The sequence below is a fragment of the Bizionia sp. M204 genome, assembly GCF_023205095.1.
GTDB lineage: Bacteria > Bacteroidota > Bacteroidia > Flavobacteriales > Flavobacteriaceae > Algorimicrobium > Algorimicrobium hallyeonense.
In genome coordinates this window covers 1,981,203-1,997,556 of record NZ_CP046242.1, presented here as the reverse complement: position 1 = coordinate 1,997,556, position 16,354 = coordinate 1,981,203, and the positions used below count along the sequence as shown (strand labels likewise).

At 32.3% G+C, this 16,354-nt stretch carries 16 protein-coding genes; 7 read left to right on the top strand and 9 right to left on the bottom strand.

All coding sequences use genetic code 11. The annotated features are described in order from the left end of the window. Window positions 1-69 precede the first annotated feature (69 nt). From creD to GMA17_RS09060, 3 genes are all read right to left on the bottom strand, one after another. Window positions 70-1,446, bottom strand: a complete 1,377-nt coding sequence (gene creD / locus GMA17_RS09070) for a cell envelope integrity protein CreD (protein ID WP_248395278.1) — start codon at window positions 1,444-1,446, stop codon at window positions 70-72. A gap of 76 nt (window positions 1,447-1,522) precedes the next feature. Then, a complete protein-coding gene (locus GMA17_RS09065) occupies window positions 1,523-1,816 on the bottom strand; it encodes a transcriptional regulator (protein ID WP_248395277.1) in 294 nt (97 codons plus the stop codon). 35 nt (window positions 1,817-1,851) lie between these two features. Continuing rightward, window positions 1,852-2,475 carry a hypothetical protein gene (locus GMA17_RS09060; RefSeq protein WP_248395276.1) on the bottom strand — a complete coding sequence of 208 codons (624 nt, stop codon included), beginning with the start codon at window positions 2,473-2,475 and terminating at the stop codon, window positions 1,852-1,854. Window positions 2,476-2,563: 88 nt separating this feature from the next. On the opposite strand from GMA17_RS09060, the gene GMA17_RS09055 reads away from it, so the two are divergent. Further along, window positions 2,564-2,926, top strand: a complete 363-nt coding sequence (locus GMA17_RS09055; RefSeq protein ID WP_248395275.1) for a DUF1801 domain-containing protein — start codon at window positions 2,564-2,566, stop codon at window positions 2,924-2,926. Here GMA17_RS09055 and GMA17_RS09050 read toward each other — a convergent pair whose 3' ends face one another. The 4 genes from GMA17_RS09050 to GMA17_RS09035 form a co-directional block, all read right to left on the bottom strand. After that, window positions 2,927-3,391: a GNAT family N-acetyltransferase gene (locus GMA17_RS09050; protein ID WP_248395274.1), complete on the bottom strand. Its 465-nt coding sequence runs from the start codon at window positions 3,389-3,391 to the stop codon at window positions 2,927-2,929. A gap of 2 nt (window positions 3,392-3,393) precedes the next feature. After that, the gene (locus GMA17_RS09045) at window positions 3,394-4,233 is read right to left on the bottom strand and encodes a hypothetical protein (RefSeq protein ID WP_248395273.1); all 840 of its coding nucleotides are present in this window, start codon (window positions 4,231-4,233) and stop codon (window positions 3,394-3,396) included. A 175-nt stretch (window positions 4,234-4,408) separates the two neighbouring features. Further along, window positions 4,409-5,227 carry a 3-deoxy-8-phosphooctulonate synthase gene (kdsA, locus tag GMA17_RS09040; RefSeq protein ID WP_248395272.1) on the bottom strand — a complete coding sequence of 273 codons (819 nt, stop codon included), beginning with the start codon at window positions 5,225-5,227 and terminating at the stop codon, window positions 4,409-4,411. A 33-nt stretch (window positions 5,228-5,260) separates the two neighbouring features. Further along, window positions 5,261-5,620 (bottom strand): hypothetical protein, encoded by a 360-nt coding sequence (locus GMA17_RS09035; RefSeq protein ID WP_248395271.1) that lies wholly within the window; start codon window positions 5,618-5,620, stop codon window positions 5,261-5,263. A 351-nt stretch (window positions 5,621-5,971) separates the two neighbouring features. Here GMA17_RS09035 and typA point away from each other — a divergent pair, with 351 nt between their 5' ends. Further along, entirely contained in the window at window positions 5,972-7,771 is a 1,800-nt protein-coding gene (typA, locus tag GMA17_RS09030) for a translational GTPase TypA (protein WP_248395270.1), read from the top strand. Between the two features lie 179 nt (window positions 7,772-7,950). On the opposite strand, the gene GMA17_RS09025 is transcribed toward typA, so the two are convergent. Together GMA17_RS09025 and GMA17_RS09020 are read right to left on the bottom strand one after the other, a co-directional pair. Then, entirely contained in the window at window positions 7,951-9,111 is a 1,161-nt protein-coding gene (locus tag GMA17_RS09025) for a glycosyltransferase family 2 protein (RefSeq protein ID WP_248395269.1), read from the bottom strand. Continuing rightward, a complete protein-coding gene (locus tag GMA17_RS09020) occupies window positions 9,095-9,799 on the bottom strand; it encodes a hypothetical protein (protein ID WP_248395268.1) in 705 nt (234 codons plus the stop codon). Before GMA17_RS09020 ends, GMA17_RS09025 begins: the two co-directional genes overlap by 17 nt. Window positions 9,800-10,663: 864 nt before the next feature. On the opposite strand from GMA17_RS09020, the gene GMA17_RS09015 reads away from it, so the two are divergent. The 5 genes from GMA17_RS09015 to GMA17_RS08995 all read left to right on the top strand — a co-directional run bounded on the left by GMA17_RS09015 (window position 10,664) and on the right by GMA17_RS08995 (window position 16,353). Next, window positions 10,664-11,602 (top strand): glycosyltransferase, encoded by a 939-nt coding sequence (locus GMA17_RS09015; protein ID WP_248395267.1) that lies wholly within the window; start codon window positions 10,664-10,666, stop codon window positions 11,600-11,602. Between the two features lie 37 nt (window positions 11,603-11,639). Then, window positions 11,640-12,947 carry a glycosyltransferase family 39 protein gene (locus tag GMA17_RS09010; protein WP_248395266.1) on the top strand — a complete coding sequence of 436 codons (1,308 nt, stop codon included), beginning with the start codon at window positions 11,640-11,642 and terminating at the stop codon, window positions 12,945-12,947. Further along, window positions 12,944-13,942, top strand: coding sequence for a GNAT family N-acetyltransferase (locus GMA17_RS09005; RefSeq protein WP_248395265.1), 999 nt, complete (start codon window positions 12,944-12,946; stop codon window positions 13,940-13,942). Before GMA17_RS09010 ends, GMA17_RS09005 begins: the two co-directional genes overlap by 4 nt. After that, a complete protein-coding gene (locus tag GMA17_RS09000) occupies window positions 13,939-15,039 on the top strand; it encodes a DegT/DnrJ/EryC1/StrS aminotransferase family protein (protein WP_248395264.1) in 1,101 nt (366 codons plus the stop codon). Before GMA17_RS09005 ends, GMA17_RS09000 begins: the two co-directional genes overlap by 4 nt. Before the next feature lie 69 nt (window positions 15,040-15,108). Then, on the top strand, window positions 15,109-16,353 hold the full coding sequence (locus GMA17_RS08995) for an O-antigen translocase (RefSeq protein ID WP_371922357.1): 1,245 nt from the start codon (window positions 15,109-15,111) through the stop codon (window positions 16,351-16,353). Window position 16,354 lies beyond the last annotated feature (1 nt).

Here is a 16,354-nt window from a genome sequence, read left to right as displayed (position 1 = left end):
TTATTTTTTTTAAAAAACCTGATTCTTTATATTGAATATGCCGAATGAGGTTAGCACTATCAACCAAACTTAATCGTTATTCCAATCTATTTTTCTGGAGACAAACATGACGCTTGCTAAAATTAAAAACAGCCCAATACTGCCAACTAAAAGCGCGTAATTTTCTAATTGAATAATCACATATATAAACGTGTATAAAGCCGTTAGGGATAAACCAATAAATAAGGGGAACTTCATGGTTTTTAATATGGATTTTGAATAGATAGTAATCAGCATAATAACCGAAATACCTGCAACTAAATAGGCTTTTAAAAAGTTGCTATGTTCTGAAATAGATACTAATAATGTGTAGAACATGGTTAATGCCAAGCCAATCATTAAATATTGAAACGGATGGATGCTTATTTTGCTTAATGTTTGAATTAAGAAGAATACTAAAAACGTTAATCCAATTACTAAAAACCCATACTTGGCAGAACGTTCACTTTTTTGGTACTCATCTACCATGACCATGAATTTGGTGCCAAACGCATATTGGTTCAAATTTGGAACTTGGTTTAAATACTGTTGCGAAAAAGCACGATTAATATGAAGTATTTTCCATTGCGCTTCAAAACCGTCTTTTGAAATGGCCTTCGTTTCATCATTAGGTAGGAAATTACCAATAAAACTGGGGTCTGCCCAATTGGATGCCATTGTCATAGTGGTTGTTTTTCCAATAGGAATAATTTGAAGATCCTGACTGCCATTATAGGCTATGCTAAAACTAAATGAAATAGCTTCGGACTTTGGAACATCTTTTTCCTTTAAAAATCCGGATTCTAATTCGTCTAAATTTCCAGCATAGTGGTTGGCGTTATCGGTAAAATTGGTTTCAAATTTATAACTGCTATCATTTAGCTTCAGATTCACTTCGTTTTTAATGCCTTTTAAATTGGAGGTTTTTATAATGATGCTGGCTTTATCCCAAATTATATCAGCGTCTTTGATGTCTTTAAGTTGGAGTTGCGGTTTTATATAATGACCACTAAAATTCATATTGGTTGTATAAACAGCCGATTCAAAGTTTCCGCGTTTTAATGTTTTAGAATTCACATCGGCTTCTGCTTGTAAACTTTCGGGAAATATATAGGCGTAGTTAATTTCCGTTTTGGTTTCTGTTAAATAGGTTTTAGTTTTTTCGTTGTAGGTTTTTGTTTCCGAATAGGTTTTATAAGGCAGTTTTAAAATAGGCCCGAAAACCATTACATTATTTCCCCATTTGTCATTAATTTCATGAACAACGTCTTGTTGCCTTCTGGAGCGTTCTGAAATTAAATCATTAATAAATGCTAACGGAATTAGTAGAATGATTACCAAGAAGCCTACCATAAGCATTCTAGCTGTTATGGATGTTTTAATCCAGTTTCCAAATTTGTTCTGTTGCGGTTTGTTTGTATGGTCCATGTGTTTGAGTTTAAAGTACTTTGAATTACAAAGTAGATTGATAAAAAAATAGCTCTAATTGAGCGTATTCAAAATTTTAGGTTTTATTAATTAATTTTTCAAGGGCTTCAATATGCTTTTTAAATTCGGATCTGCCCAATTTAGTTGTGGCATAGCGCGTATTTGGTTTTCTAGCAATAAATTGTTTTTCTACTGAAATGTATTCAGCTTTTTCCAAGGCTTTGGTATGGCTTGCTAAATTGCCATCGGTAGCTCCTAGAAGTGCTTTCAGCATATTAAAATCGGCATATTCATTCACCATCAGAACAGACATGATGCCTAAACGGATTCTATGATCAAATACTTTATTTATGTTGTTTATAATGCTCATAATGTTTCCCGCTTTCGCGCGAATCAAATTTTATTCTAATTATTCAACGTTGGATTTCTATCATATTTAAAATGCATCCACGTACCATAAATAATATGCATAATCCCGAAACCTAATACCCAAAGCCAAAATCCGTATCCAGGAAATAACGCGCAAATTAGGCCTAAAATAATTTGTATAAAACCTAAATAGCGAATATCACCAATACTATATTTGGAAGCGTTAATTAATGCTAATCCATAAAAAATAAGCATTAAAGCACCTGTTTGACCATATTTTTGTTGCCCTAAAATTATCAGAATATACAAACCGCCTGCAATAAGAGGGATTAAAAAGTTTATTACTAATCGTCTGGAAGTCCCATCCCAAATTTTTTCGCCATGTTTTTTGGCTTTTCTAGTGGTTAAGAAAATACCGGTAACTATGCTTAAGAAGGCAATGAGAAACAAATCGATCATCACGATTTTAAAAATATAACCATCTAAAATAAGTGTGCCATTACTATACTTCATTACCAACCAATAGGCAACTGCTGAACCTATAAGCGCATAAATTCCTGCAAGAATGCCTGATAAACCACTCAATGAAATAAACCTGGACGACTTATTCATCAGGTTTTTAATTTCGGTAATGTCTTTTAAATAATCTTTTGACTCCATATAAAAGTACTTTGAAATACAAAGTTAGTTTTTAATTTCGAATAATTACAAATAAATTTATGTTAAATTTGAACGAAGAGAAAAAAATATGAAACCAGCCGAAGTCTATATTTTAAATAAGCCCGAACCATTTAAGTCTATTATGATGCATGTCCAAGCTGTCATAATACACACCTTGCCAACAGCTGAATTAAAATATAAATGGAAATTACCGTGTTATTACATCGGGAAACGACCTATTTGTTATATCAATCAAAGTAAAGATTATGTGGATGTGGGTTTTTGGCATTCGGCTTATATAACCAAAAAATTTGATCCGTATTTAGTTTCCGAAAAGCGTAAAATAGTTAAATCGCTTCGGTATAAAACCCTTGAAGGTGTCAATGATGGCGTTTTGATGGATATATTAAAAGAAGTTTATGAACACAAAGACAAATCGTTTTGGCGGTAATTACAACGTTCTATAAATGATATAGTTTTCAAAAACTTCACCTTTTAAATGTTTAAGCTGTTTTTTTTCGACTTCGTAATAGTAATCATCAAAGAACGGAAGGGCTGTTTTGCTAACATCCGATTTTATTTCTTTAAATCCTGCCATTATTACCTGCGATTCTATAACTCGTAATAATTTGGCGCCTATGCCTTGACGTTGGTAGTCTTTATGTACAAACAATCCGTCTAAATAATTACCTTGTGTTAAATAGGCAAAACCAACAATGGTGTTATTTGTTTCAGCAACAATAAAATAATTTTTGGTAATACGAGTCGTCCATTTCTTTTCATTATCTGCACCAGATGCCCAAACGGCTATTTGATTTTCGGTATAATGCTTGGAATTAATATGTAAAATGGTATTCCTAAAAAGACTGGTTATTTCAGGTAAATCGTTTATTACGGCTTCTCTAATTTCAATCATAATTATATTCTAAAAATTGCGCCAAATGAAATAACGCTTTGTATAAACATAAAATGTTGTGACGCGCTATCATTGGAGTTGCTTGTGGTTTTAATGTCTGGCATATTAATAAACCCACCTCTTAAGTCACCTTGAACAAAGAAATGTTTAAAGAAGGTTAAGTTTAAACCAGCATTTAAAGATACACCATAACCAGATACATGAAACTCGTCATACCTGGCTTTTTGTAATAATTTGGTATTTGTTTTTGGATATAAAACACCTGCACCAATTCCTTCGGTAATATTAATTTGAAAAATATCCGTATTTTTAATACCGAATAAAAATGATAAATCATCAAACCTTCCAAATTCCAAATACACGTAGTTTAATCCGTTGGTGTGTTCAAAAGTTAAGAAATCTTCCGTGGTTAGAATTTGCTCACCTTGGTACACGCCATTGTAAATCGCACCAGGTTCGTCTGCTGGCAAATTAATATAGCCATCAATATTAGCATATTGGTTTTGAGTCATGACATACTTCATATGATCCACGCCAAAAGCTACATAATAATTATCCGTTATAAAATAGCCAACTTTTAAATTAGTTTGCGGTATAGTAATGCGCGTTGGGTTAATATAATCTATGTGCCAACCTTTCGGTTTATCATGGGCTTTTACGTCTTGCAGTGTAAAATTATAGTTATCTCCTTTAAATGTAATATCGGATTTGGTAAAGGCCTCTCTGTTGCCGCCCCAGCTTAAAAATATTTTACCTTTATTGTGAGATGTGTAAAGTGAAGTTGAATCTTTTTGGGAAAAAGCACTCCGATTTAAAATGCTAAAAAATACTATAAATAGCATTTTAGTTGGGTTTACTATCATTTGTTGTATTTAGTTCTTTAGTTAGATTGGGTTGTTTGGACGTAAGAAATGTATGTTCCTTAACGTTTATCTAAAAAAAATTACAGATTTGCCCTTAAATTCAAAATTAAAGGCAAATCTGTAATAGATTTTCAGTTGGCAAAAGTAATAAAAATTATAAACTTTGAACCGTTTTTCTAATAGCAACCAAATTGGTTAATAGTTTTTCAAGATTATCCAAATGCAACATATTAGCGCCATCACTTTTGGCGTTAGCGGGATCAAAATGCGTTTCAATAAACAAACCATCCACATGGTTAACAATACCAGCTCTGGCAATGGTTTCTATCATATCAGGACGTCCACCAGTAACACCTGCAGATTGATTAGGTTGTTGTAGGGAGTGTGTCACATCTAAAATAGTTGGTGCATATTCGCGCATGGTTGGGATTCCACGGAAGTCTACAATCATATCTTGATAGCCAAACATAGTACCTCTATCGGTAATCCATGCTTTGTTGCTACCTGAATCTTTGACTTTCTGTACGGCATGTTTCATAGATTCCGGACTCATAAATTGTCCTTTTTTCAAGTTTACGACTTTGCCGGTTTGGGCAGCCGCGACTACTAAATCCGTTTGACGAACTAAAAAAGCTGGGATTTGTAAAACATCCACATATTCAGCAGCCATGGCAGCATCAGATACTTCATGAATATCGGTTACCGTAGGAACATCAAAAGTTTCTGATACTTTTTTAAGAATTTTAAGTGCCTTTTCATCACCAATTCCCGTAAAACTATCAATACGGCTACGGTTGGCTTTTTTAAAACTTCCTTTAAATATAAATGGAATTTCTAGCTTGTCTGTAATGGTCAGAATTCTTTCTGCAATACGCAATGCCATGTCTTCGCTTTCAATGGCGCATGGACCTGCTAATAAGAAAAAATTATCAGAATTTATATGTTTTAATTTTGGTACGTCTTTAAGTATCATTTGGACTGAATTTTAGTCTGCAAAGATACACATTTAAAAAGTTTTTTTTATGCTATTTCTTATCATCCAAAGGGACATGGCAAAATTGGTGAAAACAAACAGACCGCCTACAATGATGAAGCTTTTAACGGTTTCTGAAAATGAAATAATTTTAAACAGATCTGATAAATAGGCTAAAATCATATAGGACGATAAGCACACAAAAACAATACCTAAAGTAAAATTAAGATGCTTGCTCGGTTTAAACAGTTGCCAAACAAAGGGTAGGGCAAACAATAAAATAGGATAAGCAGAGATGCCTTCGTTTCTATTTACATCCGTAAACCAATAGGCTATGGCTGCAATAAAATATAAATATGGAATAAACTTATAATACTCATTTATTGGTTTCATGTCTACAAAAATTAGGTTTTAAACTTATATTTTGTAGTAAATAGTATACCTTTTTTTGCTATTAATTATCAGGTGTAAATACTTTTACTATCAATTATTATACAACGAAATATACAAATAGTTCGTATATTAAAACCCGAATATAACAAATTATTAACTATTTAGACGGGGTGTAAAAAGTTGATTTTTTAGCATGAATTCTCATGGATTTATTCCTTGTAAATACGGAATTAACTTACAATTATTCCTTCATAACCCTAATATTACGAGGTGATTAACATTTATTTGTTCAGATGTTAAATTAGAAAATAATTTAATGTACCTTTGCAGGCTTAAAATAAGGCACCATATATGGCTCAAATAAAAAACATTGCAATCATTGCTCACGTCGATCACGGTAAAACTACCTTGGTGGATAAAATTATGTACCACTGTCAATTGTTTCGTGAAAACGAAAATACAGGTGATTTAATATTAGATAATAATGATTTAGAACGTGAACGTGGAATTACTATTACATCTAAAAACGTATCGGTAATTTATAAAGGCACAAAAATTAATATTATTGATACACCTGGTCACGCCGATTTTGGTGGTGAAGTGGAACGTGTTTTAAACATGGCTGATGGTGTTTGCTTATTAGTTGATGCTTTTGAAGGTCCAATGCCTCAAACGCGTTTTGTGTTGCAGAAAGCTATCGATTTAGGTTTAAAGCCTTGCGTAGTTATTAATAAAGTAGATAAAGAAAACTGTACACCAGATGAGGTGCATGAAAAAGTATTCGATCTTATGTTCGAATTAGGTGCAGAGGAGTGGCAGTTAGATTTTCCAACCGTTTACGGTTCAGCTAAAAATAACTGGATGAGTGACGACTGGAAAGTTGAAACAGATAATATAGAGCCATTATTAGATATGGTTATTGAGCATATTCCAGCGCCAAAAATTCCAGAAGGAAACACACAAATGTTAATTACATCTTTAGATTTTTCGTCTTTCACCGGTCGAATAGCTATTGGTCGTTTAACACGTGGTGAACTTAAAGTTGGTCAGAATATTTCGTTAGTAAAAAGAGACGGAAGCATTGTGAAAAACAGAATTAAGGAGTTACATGTTTTTGAAGGTGTAGGTCGTAAAAAAGTAGAAGAAGTTCAAGTAGGTGATATTTGTGCTATTGTAGGACTTGAAGGTTTTGAAATTGGCGATACGGTTGCAGATGCTGAAAACCCAGAAGGTTTAAAAACAATTGCTATTGATGAACCAACAATGAGTATGTTATTTACAATTAATGATTCGCCATTTTTTGGTCAGGATGGTAAATTTGTAACGTCTCGTCATATTAAAGACCGTTTATTTAAAGAACTAGAGAAAAATTTAGCATTACGTGTTGAAGAAACGGATAGTGCAGATAAATTTATGGTTTTTGGTCGTGGTGTATTACACTTATCGGTATTAATAGAAACCATGCGTCGTGAAGGTTATGAGCTTCAAATTGGTCAACCACAAGTAATTATCAAGGTAATTGATGGTGTAAAATGTGAGCCAGTTGAAGAAATGACAATTGATTTACCAGAACATGTTTCAGGGAAAGCTATTGAAATGGTAACCATGCGTAAAGGTGAAATGACTAGTATGGAAGCTAAAGGCGACCGTATGGTTTGTCAGTTTATTGTACCATCTCGTGGAATTATTGGTTTACGTAACCAATTATTAACAGCTACAGCGGGTGAAGCTATTATGGCACACCGTTTTAAAGAATACCAACCGTTAAAAGGTGGTATTCCAGAACGTCAAAATGGTTCATTAGTATCTATGGAAAAAGGTCAAGCAATTCCTTACTCTATTGATAAATTACAAGATCGTGGTAAGTTTTTCGTCGATCCAGGTGAAGATATTTACGAAGGTCAAGTAATTGGTGAAAACTCACGTGGTGACGATATGGCCATTAACGTAACAAAAACCAAGAAGTTAAGTAACGTTCGTAGTTCTGGTGCTGATGATAAAGCCAAGATTGTTCCGGCAATAAAGTTCTCTTTAGAAGAAGCTTTAGAATATATCCAGAAAGATGAGTATGTTGAGGTTACACCAAACCATATTCGTTTGCGTAAAATTTACTTAACAGAAGTTGAAAGAAAACGTAATAAGAATTTCTAATCAAAATTCGAGTACTTAATTATACCCTCAAGAGGAATCCGTAAAACGATTCCTCTTTTTTTGTTTTATAAGAATATAAAAAAAATAGGTAATTTAATTCAGGAATGTGTTGCAATCATTTTATCATGTCTTTAGCAAACTCCGAGAATTGTTAACTGCAACTAGATTAAAAAATAGAATTAATTTGGATTATTTTTTAAACCTAGGATACTAAAAAATAAACTGAAAAATATAATCTGCATACCAAATAATATAGTGAATACTGCAGGTATTATTATCCGGAATGTATGAGATGGATTTAAGTTGCCAAAATGGGTGTCTTTCCAAATAGAAAATCCATAAAAGCTCAATGTAATTCCAATTATTAGAAATACGCCACCAGTTATCAGTCCTGTTTCTAGATTCAAATATTTAAATAGTTTGTTGTAGCGATTGCTTTTTAGTAGTAATCCATTTTCAACGGCGTATATTTTGGTAAGTGCATAAAAAACAAAAAATTGAAACCCAATAAGAATCATGCTAGATGAATACAAAAGGGTATGTATGTCCAGCATAATATGTTTTATAATTACTGGTTGAATTATTAATAATACGGACACGCAAAAACCTAAAACCATTAACGTAATTCCAGGGATTAAAAACAACCAAGTTGGGCTGTACAATAATAAAAAACGAAGATGACGCCAGCCATCTCGCCATGTATTCAAATGTGGTGGTCTTGTTCTACCATCCTGATGTAGTTTTGTAGGAACTTCCACCATTGAAAGATTATTGAGTTTGGATTTAACTATCATTTCTGAAGCAAATTCCATTCCAGTAGTTTTTAAATTCATCTTAAGGTATGCTTCTTTTGAAAACCCGCGTAAACCACAATGGAAGTCGCCTATTTCAATTCTAAAAAACAATCTACCCAAAAAGGAGAGAACAGGATTCCCCAAATATTTATGTAAAAATGGCATGGCACCTTTTTCAATTCCGCCTTTAAACCGATTTCCTATAACAAAATCTGAACCAGATCTTAAGGTTGTTAAAAATGGTAAAAGCGATTCAAAGTCATAACTATCATCTGCATCTGCCATTATAATGTATTTGCCAGATGCAGCCTTGATGCCACCACGAAGAGCACTTCCATAACCTTTTTCTAATATAGTTACTATTTGGGCATTAAGTAAATTAGCAATATTTTGTGAACCATCAGTACTACCATTATCAGCAATTATAATTTCACCACGCACATGATTTTTTATTAAAAAACTTTGTGCTTTTCTAATACAAATCTCTAAAGTTTCCGCCTCATTTAGGCAAGGCATTACAATAGATAATTCAATTTTCTCTGACATGATTTATATATTTAAAAAAGGACACAAGGATTAAAAAAAACAATGAATAATTATAAAATAAATACCTCATGATAGAATGGCTGGCAAATGCAACAACTAATGCATTTGATAGAATTAAAGCAGATAGAAATAATATTATATAAACGTTTTTATTTGATACTTTAATTGCTTTAAAGGCACTAAAAAGCATCGCGAATAAAACAAATATAAATAGTATTGGTAGTTTAAAACCATAAATTAAATTACTGTAAAACAAACAAATCCATTCCTTAAAATTATTTTTCACTAATATGGGAAACATAGCTTTAGCAGCTTGCTCCGTATAATATCTGGCTTCGACAATCGTATTATTTTTGTTTAGAAAATACGCTGTACCTCGTTCATGTAGTGTTAAATTGCATATTTTTCCTAAATTTCTGTGAAAGTGCTTATAATCTTCAGCGTTACTCATTCGTTCTTCACTAGATAAAAGCCATTTATTTTTTGAGATAAAGGAATAACAATCATTAAATATGTGTTTATAATCCTCATTTTCTAAACTATTAACATCTTCAGCCTTGCTAATATATAATGCTGATGCAGCAGCATTTATGTAAGTGAATGGCGTGGAAATGAATAAGCCATCTTTTATTTTATGATATGATTTATCTACCAAAATTGAAATAAAAGGGATAATCAATAATAGCATAAACCTCGTTAAATGAAACCGATTAAATACGGTTCTTTTATATTTAAAAATATATAAAATGGCCAAAACAAATGGAAGTATTAAAAATTGTCCTCGGGTTAAAGCCAAAAAGATGCTGCAAATTATTATATAAATAAAGGACTTCTTGGTATTCAGTATTATGAAATCTAAAGAAAAAGATAAAAAGAATAAATATAAAGGATAGCTTAAACCTTCAGAACTAATATTGTTTGCCACTTGTAATGGTGAAAAAAAAGGAAAAAGTAAGAGTACTAAAAAAATCAGATGTAATACATAATTTAATTCTAGAATTTTACGAACCTTTGAGCTAATGGTGTAAACTGCAAAAAGGCCTAATAGTGCTTGAATTAAAACAATAAAAAAATTAAAATAACCTTGAAAAACGATTTGAATAGACCTGGTAAAAATAGGATAACCAGGCGATCTATAGATGTTTGCATTTATGTAACTAGGTGTATCTGGGGAATAAATAGCATCATGGAAAATACAATAGAGGAAGACCAGCGCATAAAGAATAATTTCAATACCTTTCTTATAAGTTATGTTCCGTTTTTTCAACATGGATAGACTGAATACTAATTGAGTTGTGAAAGATAAACTAATAAAATTTTTAGAACGACCAAATGTTTTAAAATAATAAGTATTTTAGTGCTTACATACGCGTAATGTCAATTTTACTGAAAGCCCAAACAAGTTGAAAATAACTTTAAGTACATAAAAGTTTTATACCTTTTTCCAAATGGGAACCTATTGGTAATTATAATGACAAAAATGCACAGAATGAAGTTGTTTTTAATAAGCTAACCAAATAGAGAAACTGTATTTTTAATTTTATAAAATTACATGAAAAAAATAGCCGTTCTTTTACCTTGTTTTAATGAAAGTTCAGGAATTGATATTCTTACTAATCAGCTTGTAACTGAATTAGAAAAACTTCCTTTTTTATTCGAACTGATTTATATTGATGATGGCTCACTTGATGATACTAAAGCACGAATTCAAAACCTAAAGATAGCGTCACCTACTATAAACACTGTGTTGCTAGCTTTGAAATTCAATATGGGACATCAAAAAGCTATTCAACAAGGACTCATTTACGCACATTCTAAAAATTTTGATAATGTAATAATCATGGATGCAGATGGTGAAGATGATCCTGCCGCTATACAAGAATTATTAAAACATACAGATAAGGATTTGGTACAGGTAATCCGCGGCAAGCGTAATGAAAACTGGCGCTTTAAATTCTTTTATCGCTTATATCAAAGCTTATTTAAAGTAGTTATTGGTAAACGCTTAAACTTTGGTAATTTCTGTATGATGAGTCCGAAACTGGTCAACACGGCTACGGAAAATTCTTTTGTGCATTTAGCGGCTTTTCTCGATAATCAGAAATGCTATAAAACACAAGTGAAGTGGGATAGGAATCAACGAATTTCGGGCGAATCTAAAATGGGTTTCAAAAACTTATTTTATCATGCCGTCAATTCCTTCGTGGAAAATGCTCAAAGCTTGCTTTTTGTGTTTATAAAACTTTGTATGTTTTTAATTTTAGGTATCCTTATTTTAACAGGCTTTATTCTCTATAAAAAATATGTGATTGATGTTGCTGTTCCTGGTTGGAGTAGTACCTTGATGGCAACGCTTTTTAATTCCTTATTAATAAGTATAGGTGTTTTTGTTTTAGGGTCGCTTCAATTAAATATTTTGAGCAAGCAAACCGGACATAAGAAGGTTGCCTATTTTACAGAATCTCAAATAGTAGAAAATTGGAAAATTTGAAATCCCAACTATTAAATAATAAGGCTATTTTATAAATATGATAAAGGATACCAATATAATTTATATCAGTGCGTTTGGTTTACTGGTGCGTATGTTCATCTTTTTTGTGTTTTATACGCATGTTACTATCTATCCAGATAGCTCGGGCTATATTGATTTGGCCCAGCATATTTCTGCCTTAAGTTATTCGGGCTATGATGGTGCACGAACGCCAGGTTATGCATTAATTATAGCACTGTCCTTTGGAAATTTGTATGGTACTGTTTTTTATCAATTTCTATTTGGTATTTTAACAGCTGTTTTGTGGTATTTATTATTACAGAATTTAAGGTTTTCAAAAAAACAAAGTCTTTATATCACGATGTTTTTACAAACGTTTATTCATATTTACTTTTTTGAAACGGCCATTTTAATGGAAACCTTTGTCCTGTTATTAATCACGCTGGCTTTTTACTTAATTACCCTAAACAAGCAAACGTTTGCTATGCATGTGATACTGGGTTTACTATTTGGTTATTTGGTGCTTACCAAGCCATTTTATCTATATATTCCTTTTCTATTATACGGTTTTTGGTTTTTACAGGAGCCTAAAAATTTTAAATTATTAGCCTCGCGATTTATCATTTTAGTATTTCCTGTATTAGCGTATCTAGGATGGTCTTCGGTTGTAGAAAAACATCACGGTTATTTTTCTTCTACCACCTTAATGGGTGTTTATATCTCCCAGAATTGTGTGCGTTTTGCCGAAAAATCTCCCGATGAATTCAAATGGCTTTCAGAGCCTTATGTAGCCTATAGAGACCAAGCCATTCTAGAAAATAAAGACATTGCCATGTCCATTTGGTATGCTTATGACGATGGCGCCTATGATAAATACCATATGGAGTTTTCCGAATTATCCAAAGCGCTAACAGAATATGCTAAAGTTACCATTGCCAACAATCCCATGGAATACTTGCATCAAGTGGTTTTTTATTCTTGGCGCGATTTCTGGAACCCTACGCTTTATTGGAATTATAACGATTTCAATTTTAAATACGCCAACAAACTATTTCGAGGTATTTGGTATATTCAGGAACCTATTATATATCTATTCCGAATTGTTTTTTTACTCTTAGTGCCAGTATTAATTATAAAAGCCATTAAAAATAGAACAATAGATATCGGTTTTATAATAATGTCTGTTATATTTATAGCGTCCATACTTCAAGCACTATTAACTTATGGTACCAATAATAGATTCAGTTTTCCTTTTGAATTTTTAATTATTATTAGTGTGTTGTTGTATTTTAAAGAAAGCGATTGGTGGTTCTTGAAACCGCTTATAAATAAATTTAAATTTTGACCGATAGCCATTTAAATAATTCTACATATGCTGTTCAGTTTTACGAACCGTCTTTTTATTCTCAATGGAATAAATTGGTTTATAATTCTAAAAATGGTACGTTTTTATTCCATCGGGATTTTATAGACTATCATCAAGATCGTTTTCAGGATGCGTCTGTAATTATATTTAAAAATGATAAACCTATTGCCGTTTTTCCAGCTAATAAAGTAGAAAAAACAATTTTTAGTCATCAAGGGTTAACCTATGGAGGTTTGGTATATAGTGCCAAATTAAAATTTCATGCGGTTTTAGAAATTTTTAAAAGTCTTCTTCTGTTTTTCGAATCTGAAGGGTTTAATACATTGCAAATTAAACAATTGCCTGCCATATATTCAAGTATTCCAAGCGATGAAAGTAACTACCTCATGTTTTTAATGGAAGCCAAATTAATCAGGCGTGATATGCTTTCAGTTGTGAAACTTTCTGAAGAAGTAGCATTTTCAAAAGACCGAAAGGATGGCGTAAAACGTGGTGTTAAAAATCAATTAGTCGTTAAAAATGACAATCTTTTTGATGATTTTTGGAATACCATTCTTATACCGAATTTGGAAGAAAAGCATGACGCGAAACCAGTTCATTCATTAAACGAAATTAAATTATTACAAGAGCGTTTTCCTAATAATATTAAGCAATTCAACGTTTATAGAAATAATGAATTGGTTGCTGGAACCACGATTTTTATAACAGATCAGGTAGCACATTCGCAATATATTTCGGGGAATGCGGATAAAAATCAATTAGGGAGTTTGGATTTTTTACATGACTTTCTTTTGAAAACTGCCTTTAAAAATAAACCATTTTTCGACTTTGGTATTTCTAACGAAAATCAAGGTAAACAGGTGAATTCTGGATTACTCTATTGGAAAGAAGGATTTGGAGCTCGTAGTATGACACAAGATTTTTATTCGGTACCCGTGTGTAATCATGTAAAACTAAATAACGTGATGCTATGATAAAATTTCTAGATCTTCCAGCAATAAATGCACGTTATGAAGCAGCATTTCAAGAAAAATTTCAGCAATTTTTAAAAAATGGCAGCTACATTCTTGGTCCTGAAGTTGATGCCTTTGAAACGCGTTTTTCACAATATTGTGGTACCAAATATACCATAGGCATCAGTAATGGATTGGATGCTTTAATTTTAATTTTTAAGGCCTACATGGCATTAGGGAAATTAAAACCTGGTGATGAAGTTATCGTACCTGCAAATACGTTTATAGCGAGTGTTTTAGCCATTATTCATGCCGACTTAAAGCCTATTTTTGTTGAGCCAGATCCAGAAACTTACAACATTGATGTTTCTAAAATTGAAACACACATTTCATCAAAAACAAGAGCTATTTTGGTCGTGCATTTATATGGTCAATTGGCCAATATGGACGGCATAAATAATCTAGCTAAAAATCATAATTTACTGGTTGTGGAAGATGCTGCTCAAGCGCAAGGAGCAAAATATTCCAACGGAAAAAGAGCAGGAAATTTGGCAGATGCAGCTGCGTTTAGCTTTTATCCAGGAAAAAATTTGGGTGCATTAGGTGATGCTGGCGCAGTAACAACAAACAATAAGGCATTAGCAAAGGCTATTTCTGAATTGCGAAATTATGGCTCTGAAAAAAAATATGTAAATACACGTGTTGGTTATAATAAACGTTTAGATGCCCTTCAAGCTGCTTTTTTAAATATTAAATTACCAGATTTAGATGCTGATAATAACGAAAGACGCCGAGTAGCAAATCAGTATTTGAAAGGTGTTAAAAACCCAAAAATAAAACTGCCATTCTATGACGGTTCTGAAAATCATGTATTTCATGTGTTTGTGGTTCAGGTAGAAGATAGAGCTTTGTTTGTAAACTATTTGCAGTCACATAATGTGGAAACCCTAATCCATTACCCAATTCCACCGCATAAGCAAACGGCATTACATAACTATGCGCATTTAAAATTACCCATTACAGAAACTATACATAACAATGTGGTTAGTATTCCCATGAGCCCAATTCTGTCAGATTCTGATGTGATAAAAATTATTAACATCCTAAACACCTACTAATTGAAACGTTTATTAAACTATATTAATAGTAATGTCTTGTTTAAGGTTGCCTCGTTAAACTCGGTTTCAATGTTAGTTAAAATCATTTCTGGGTTTTTAACCTCCAAAGTGATTGCTTTATTTGTTGGATTAGAAGGAATGGCTTTAATTGGGAACTTGCGTAATTTTTTAAGCTCGGTTCAAGCGGTTTCTACATTGGGTTTGTATAATGGCGTGGTAAAATATGTTGCCGAATTCAAAGAGAATACTTTGGAGCTTAGTAAAACAATTTCCACCGTTTTCTATTCCGGTTTTATTGCGACCATAATCGTATCTTTTTTCTGTTACTATAATGCGGAATCCATTAATGATTCTGTCTTTGCCTATTATAATGACTACGCTTATGTAATCCGGATTATGGCCATTGCTTTGCCATTTTATGCCTTAAACATGTTCATTTTTGGAATCCTGAATGGCTTTTCAAAATATAAAATACTGATTGTTATTAATATTATTGGACAGATTTTTGGGCTTTCCATAACCATTCTATTAATATATAAAGAGCGCTTGGATGGTGCTTTGATTTCGGTTGTTATCTCTGAATCCTTGTTATTCTTTATTACCTTGGTTGGTATTGCTAACAGGCGTAGTTTGGCAGGATTAATCCAGGTGAAACATATTAGTTTAGATTATGTGAAAAAATTGAGTTCTTATTCTGTGATGGCTATTTTTTCTGCCTTTTTACTGCCAATTGTAGCCATTGCCATTCGGAATTATATAACAGATACGGTTGGATTAAGAGAAGCCGGTATGTGGGAATCTATGAACCGAATTTCTCGATATTACTTAATGTTCGTATCCTCTTTATTGACCCTTTATATTTTACCAAGATTTTCTGAAATTGATAATAAAAAAGAATTTAGAGCCGAAGTTTTCAATTTCTATAAAACTATTATTCCCATTTTTGCTGGCGGATTATTAGTGATTTATTTATTGCGCCATATTATAGTTTTGGTACTTTTTACTGAAGAGTTCAAACCCGTAGCCGATTTATTCTTGTGGCAATTATTAGGCGATTTCGTAAAAGTACTTTCCATTGTAATTGCGTATCAGTTTTTAGCAAAAAAAATGTTCTGGCATTATATTATAACCGAAGCTTTTTCAGTGGCGATTTTATATTTTATGAGTATTTACTTTATTGATATTTATGGTGTAAAAGGTGCTAATATTGCACACTTTGCATCCTATGTTTTATATTACGGATTGATATTGCTTATTTTTAGTTCATCATTGTTTGGTGTGATTTCTGAAGATGAAAATGAATTAGATTCTTAAA

Excerpts from the sequence above, each read along its gene's own strand:
- creD (WP_248395278.1), bottom strand. The coding sequence starts at position 1,446 with ATGGACCATACAAACAAACCGCAACAGAACAAATTTGGAAACTGGATT.
- GMA17_RS09065 (WP_248395277.1), bottom strand. The coding sequence starts at position 1,816 with ATGAGCATTATAAACAACATAAATAAAGTATTTGATCATAGAATCCGT.
- GMA17_RS09060 (WP_248395276.1), bottom strand. The coding sequence starts at position 2,475 with ATGGAGTCAAAAGATTATTTAAAAGACATTACCGAAATTAAAAACCTG.
- GMA17_RS09055 (WP_248395275.1), top strand. The coding sequence starts at position 2,564 with ATGAAACCAGCCGAAGTCTATATTTTAAATAAGCCCGAACCATTTAAG.
- GMA17_RS09050 (WP_248395274.1), bottom strand. The coding sequence starts at position 3,391 with ATGATTGAAATTAGAGAAGCCGTAATAAACGATTTACCTGAAATAACC.
- GMA17_RS09045 (WP_248395273.1), bottom strand. The coding sequence starts at position 4,233 with ATGCTATTTATAGTATTTTTTAGCATTTTAAATCGGAGTGCTTTTTCC.
- kdsA (WP_248395272.1), bottom strand. The coding sequence starts at position 5,227 with ATGATACTTAAAGACGTACCAAAATTAAAACATATAAATTCTGATAAT.
- GMA17_RS09035 (WP_248395271.1), bottom strand. The coding sequence starts at position 5,620 with ATGAAACCAATAAATGAGTATTATAAGTTTATTCCATATTTATATTTT.
- typA (WP_248395270.1), top strand. The coding sequence starts at position 5,972 with ATGGCTCAAATAAAAAACATTGCAATCATTGCTCACGTCGATCACGGT.
- GMA17_RS09025 (WP_248395269.1), bottom strand. The coding sequence starts at position 9,111 with ATGTCAGAGAAAATTGAATTATCTATTGTAATGCCTTGCCTAAATGAG.
- GMA17_RS09020 (WP_248395268.1), bottom strand. The coding sequence starts at position 9,799 with ATGCTATTATTGATTATCCCTTTTATTTCAATTTTGGTAGATAAATCA.
- GMA17_RS09015 (WP_248395267.1), top strand. The coding sequence starts at position 10,664 with ATGAAAAAAATAGCCGTTCTTTTACCTTGTTTTAATGAAAGTTCAGGA.
- GMA17_RS09010 (WP_248395266.1), top strand. The coding sequence starts at position 11,640 with ATGATAAAGGATACCAATATAATTTATATCAGTGCGTTTGGTTTACTG.
- GMA17_RS09000 (WP_248395264.1), top strand. The coding sequence starts at position 13,939 with ATGATAAAATTTCTAGATCTTCCAGCAATAAATGCACGTTATGAAGCA.
- GMA17_RS08995 (WP_371922357.1), top strand. The coding sequence starts at position 15,109 with ATGTTAGTTAAAATCATTTCTGGGTTTTTAACCTCCAAAGTGATTGCT.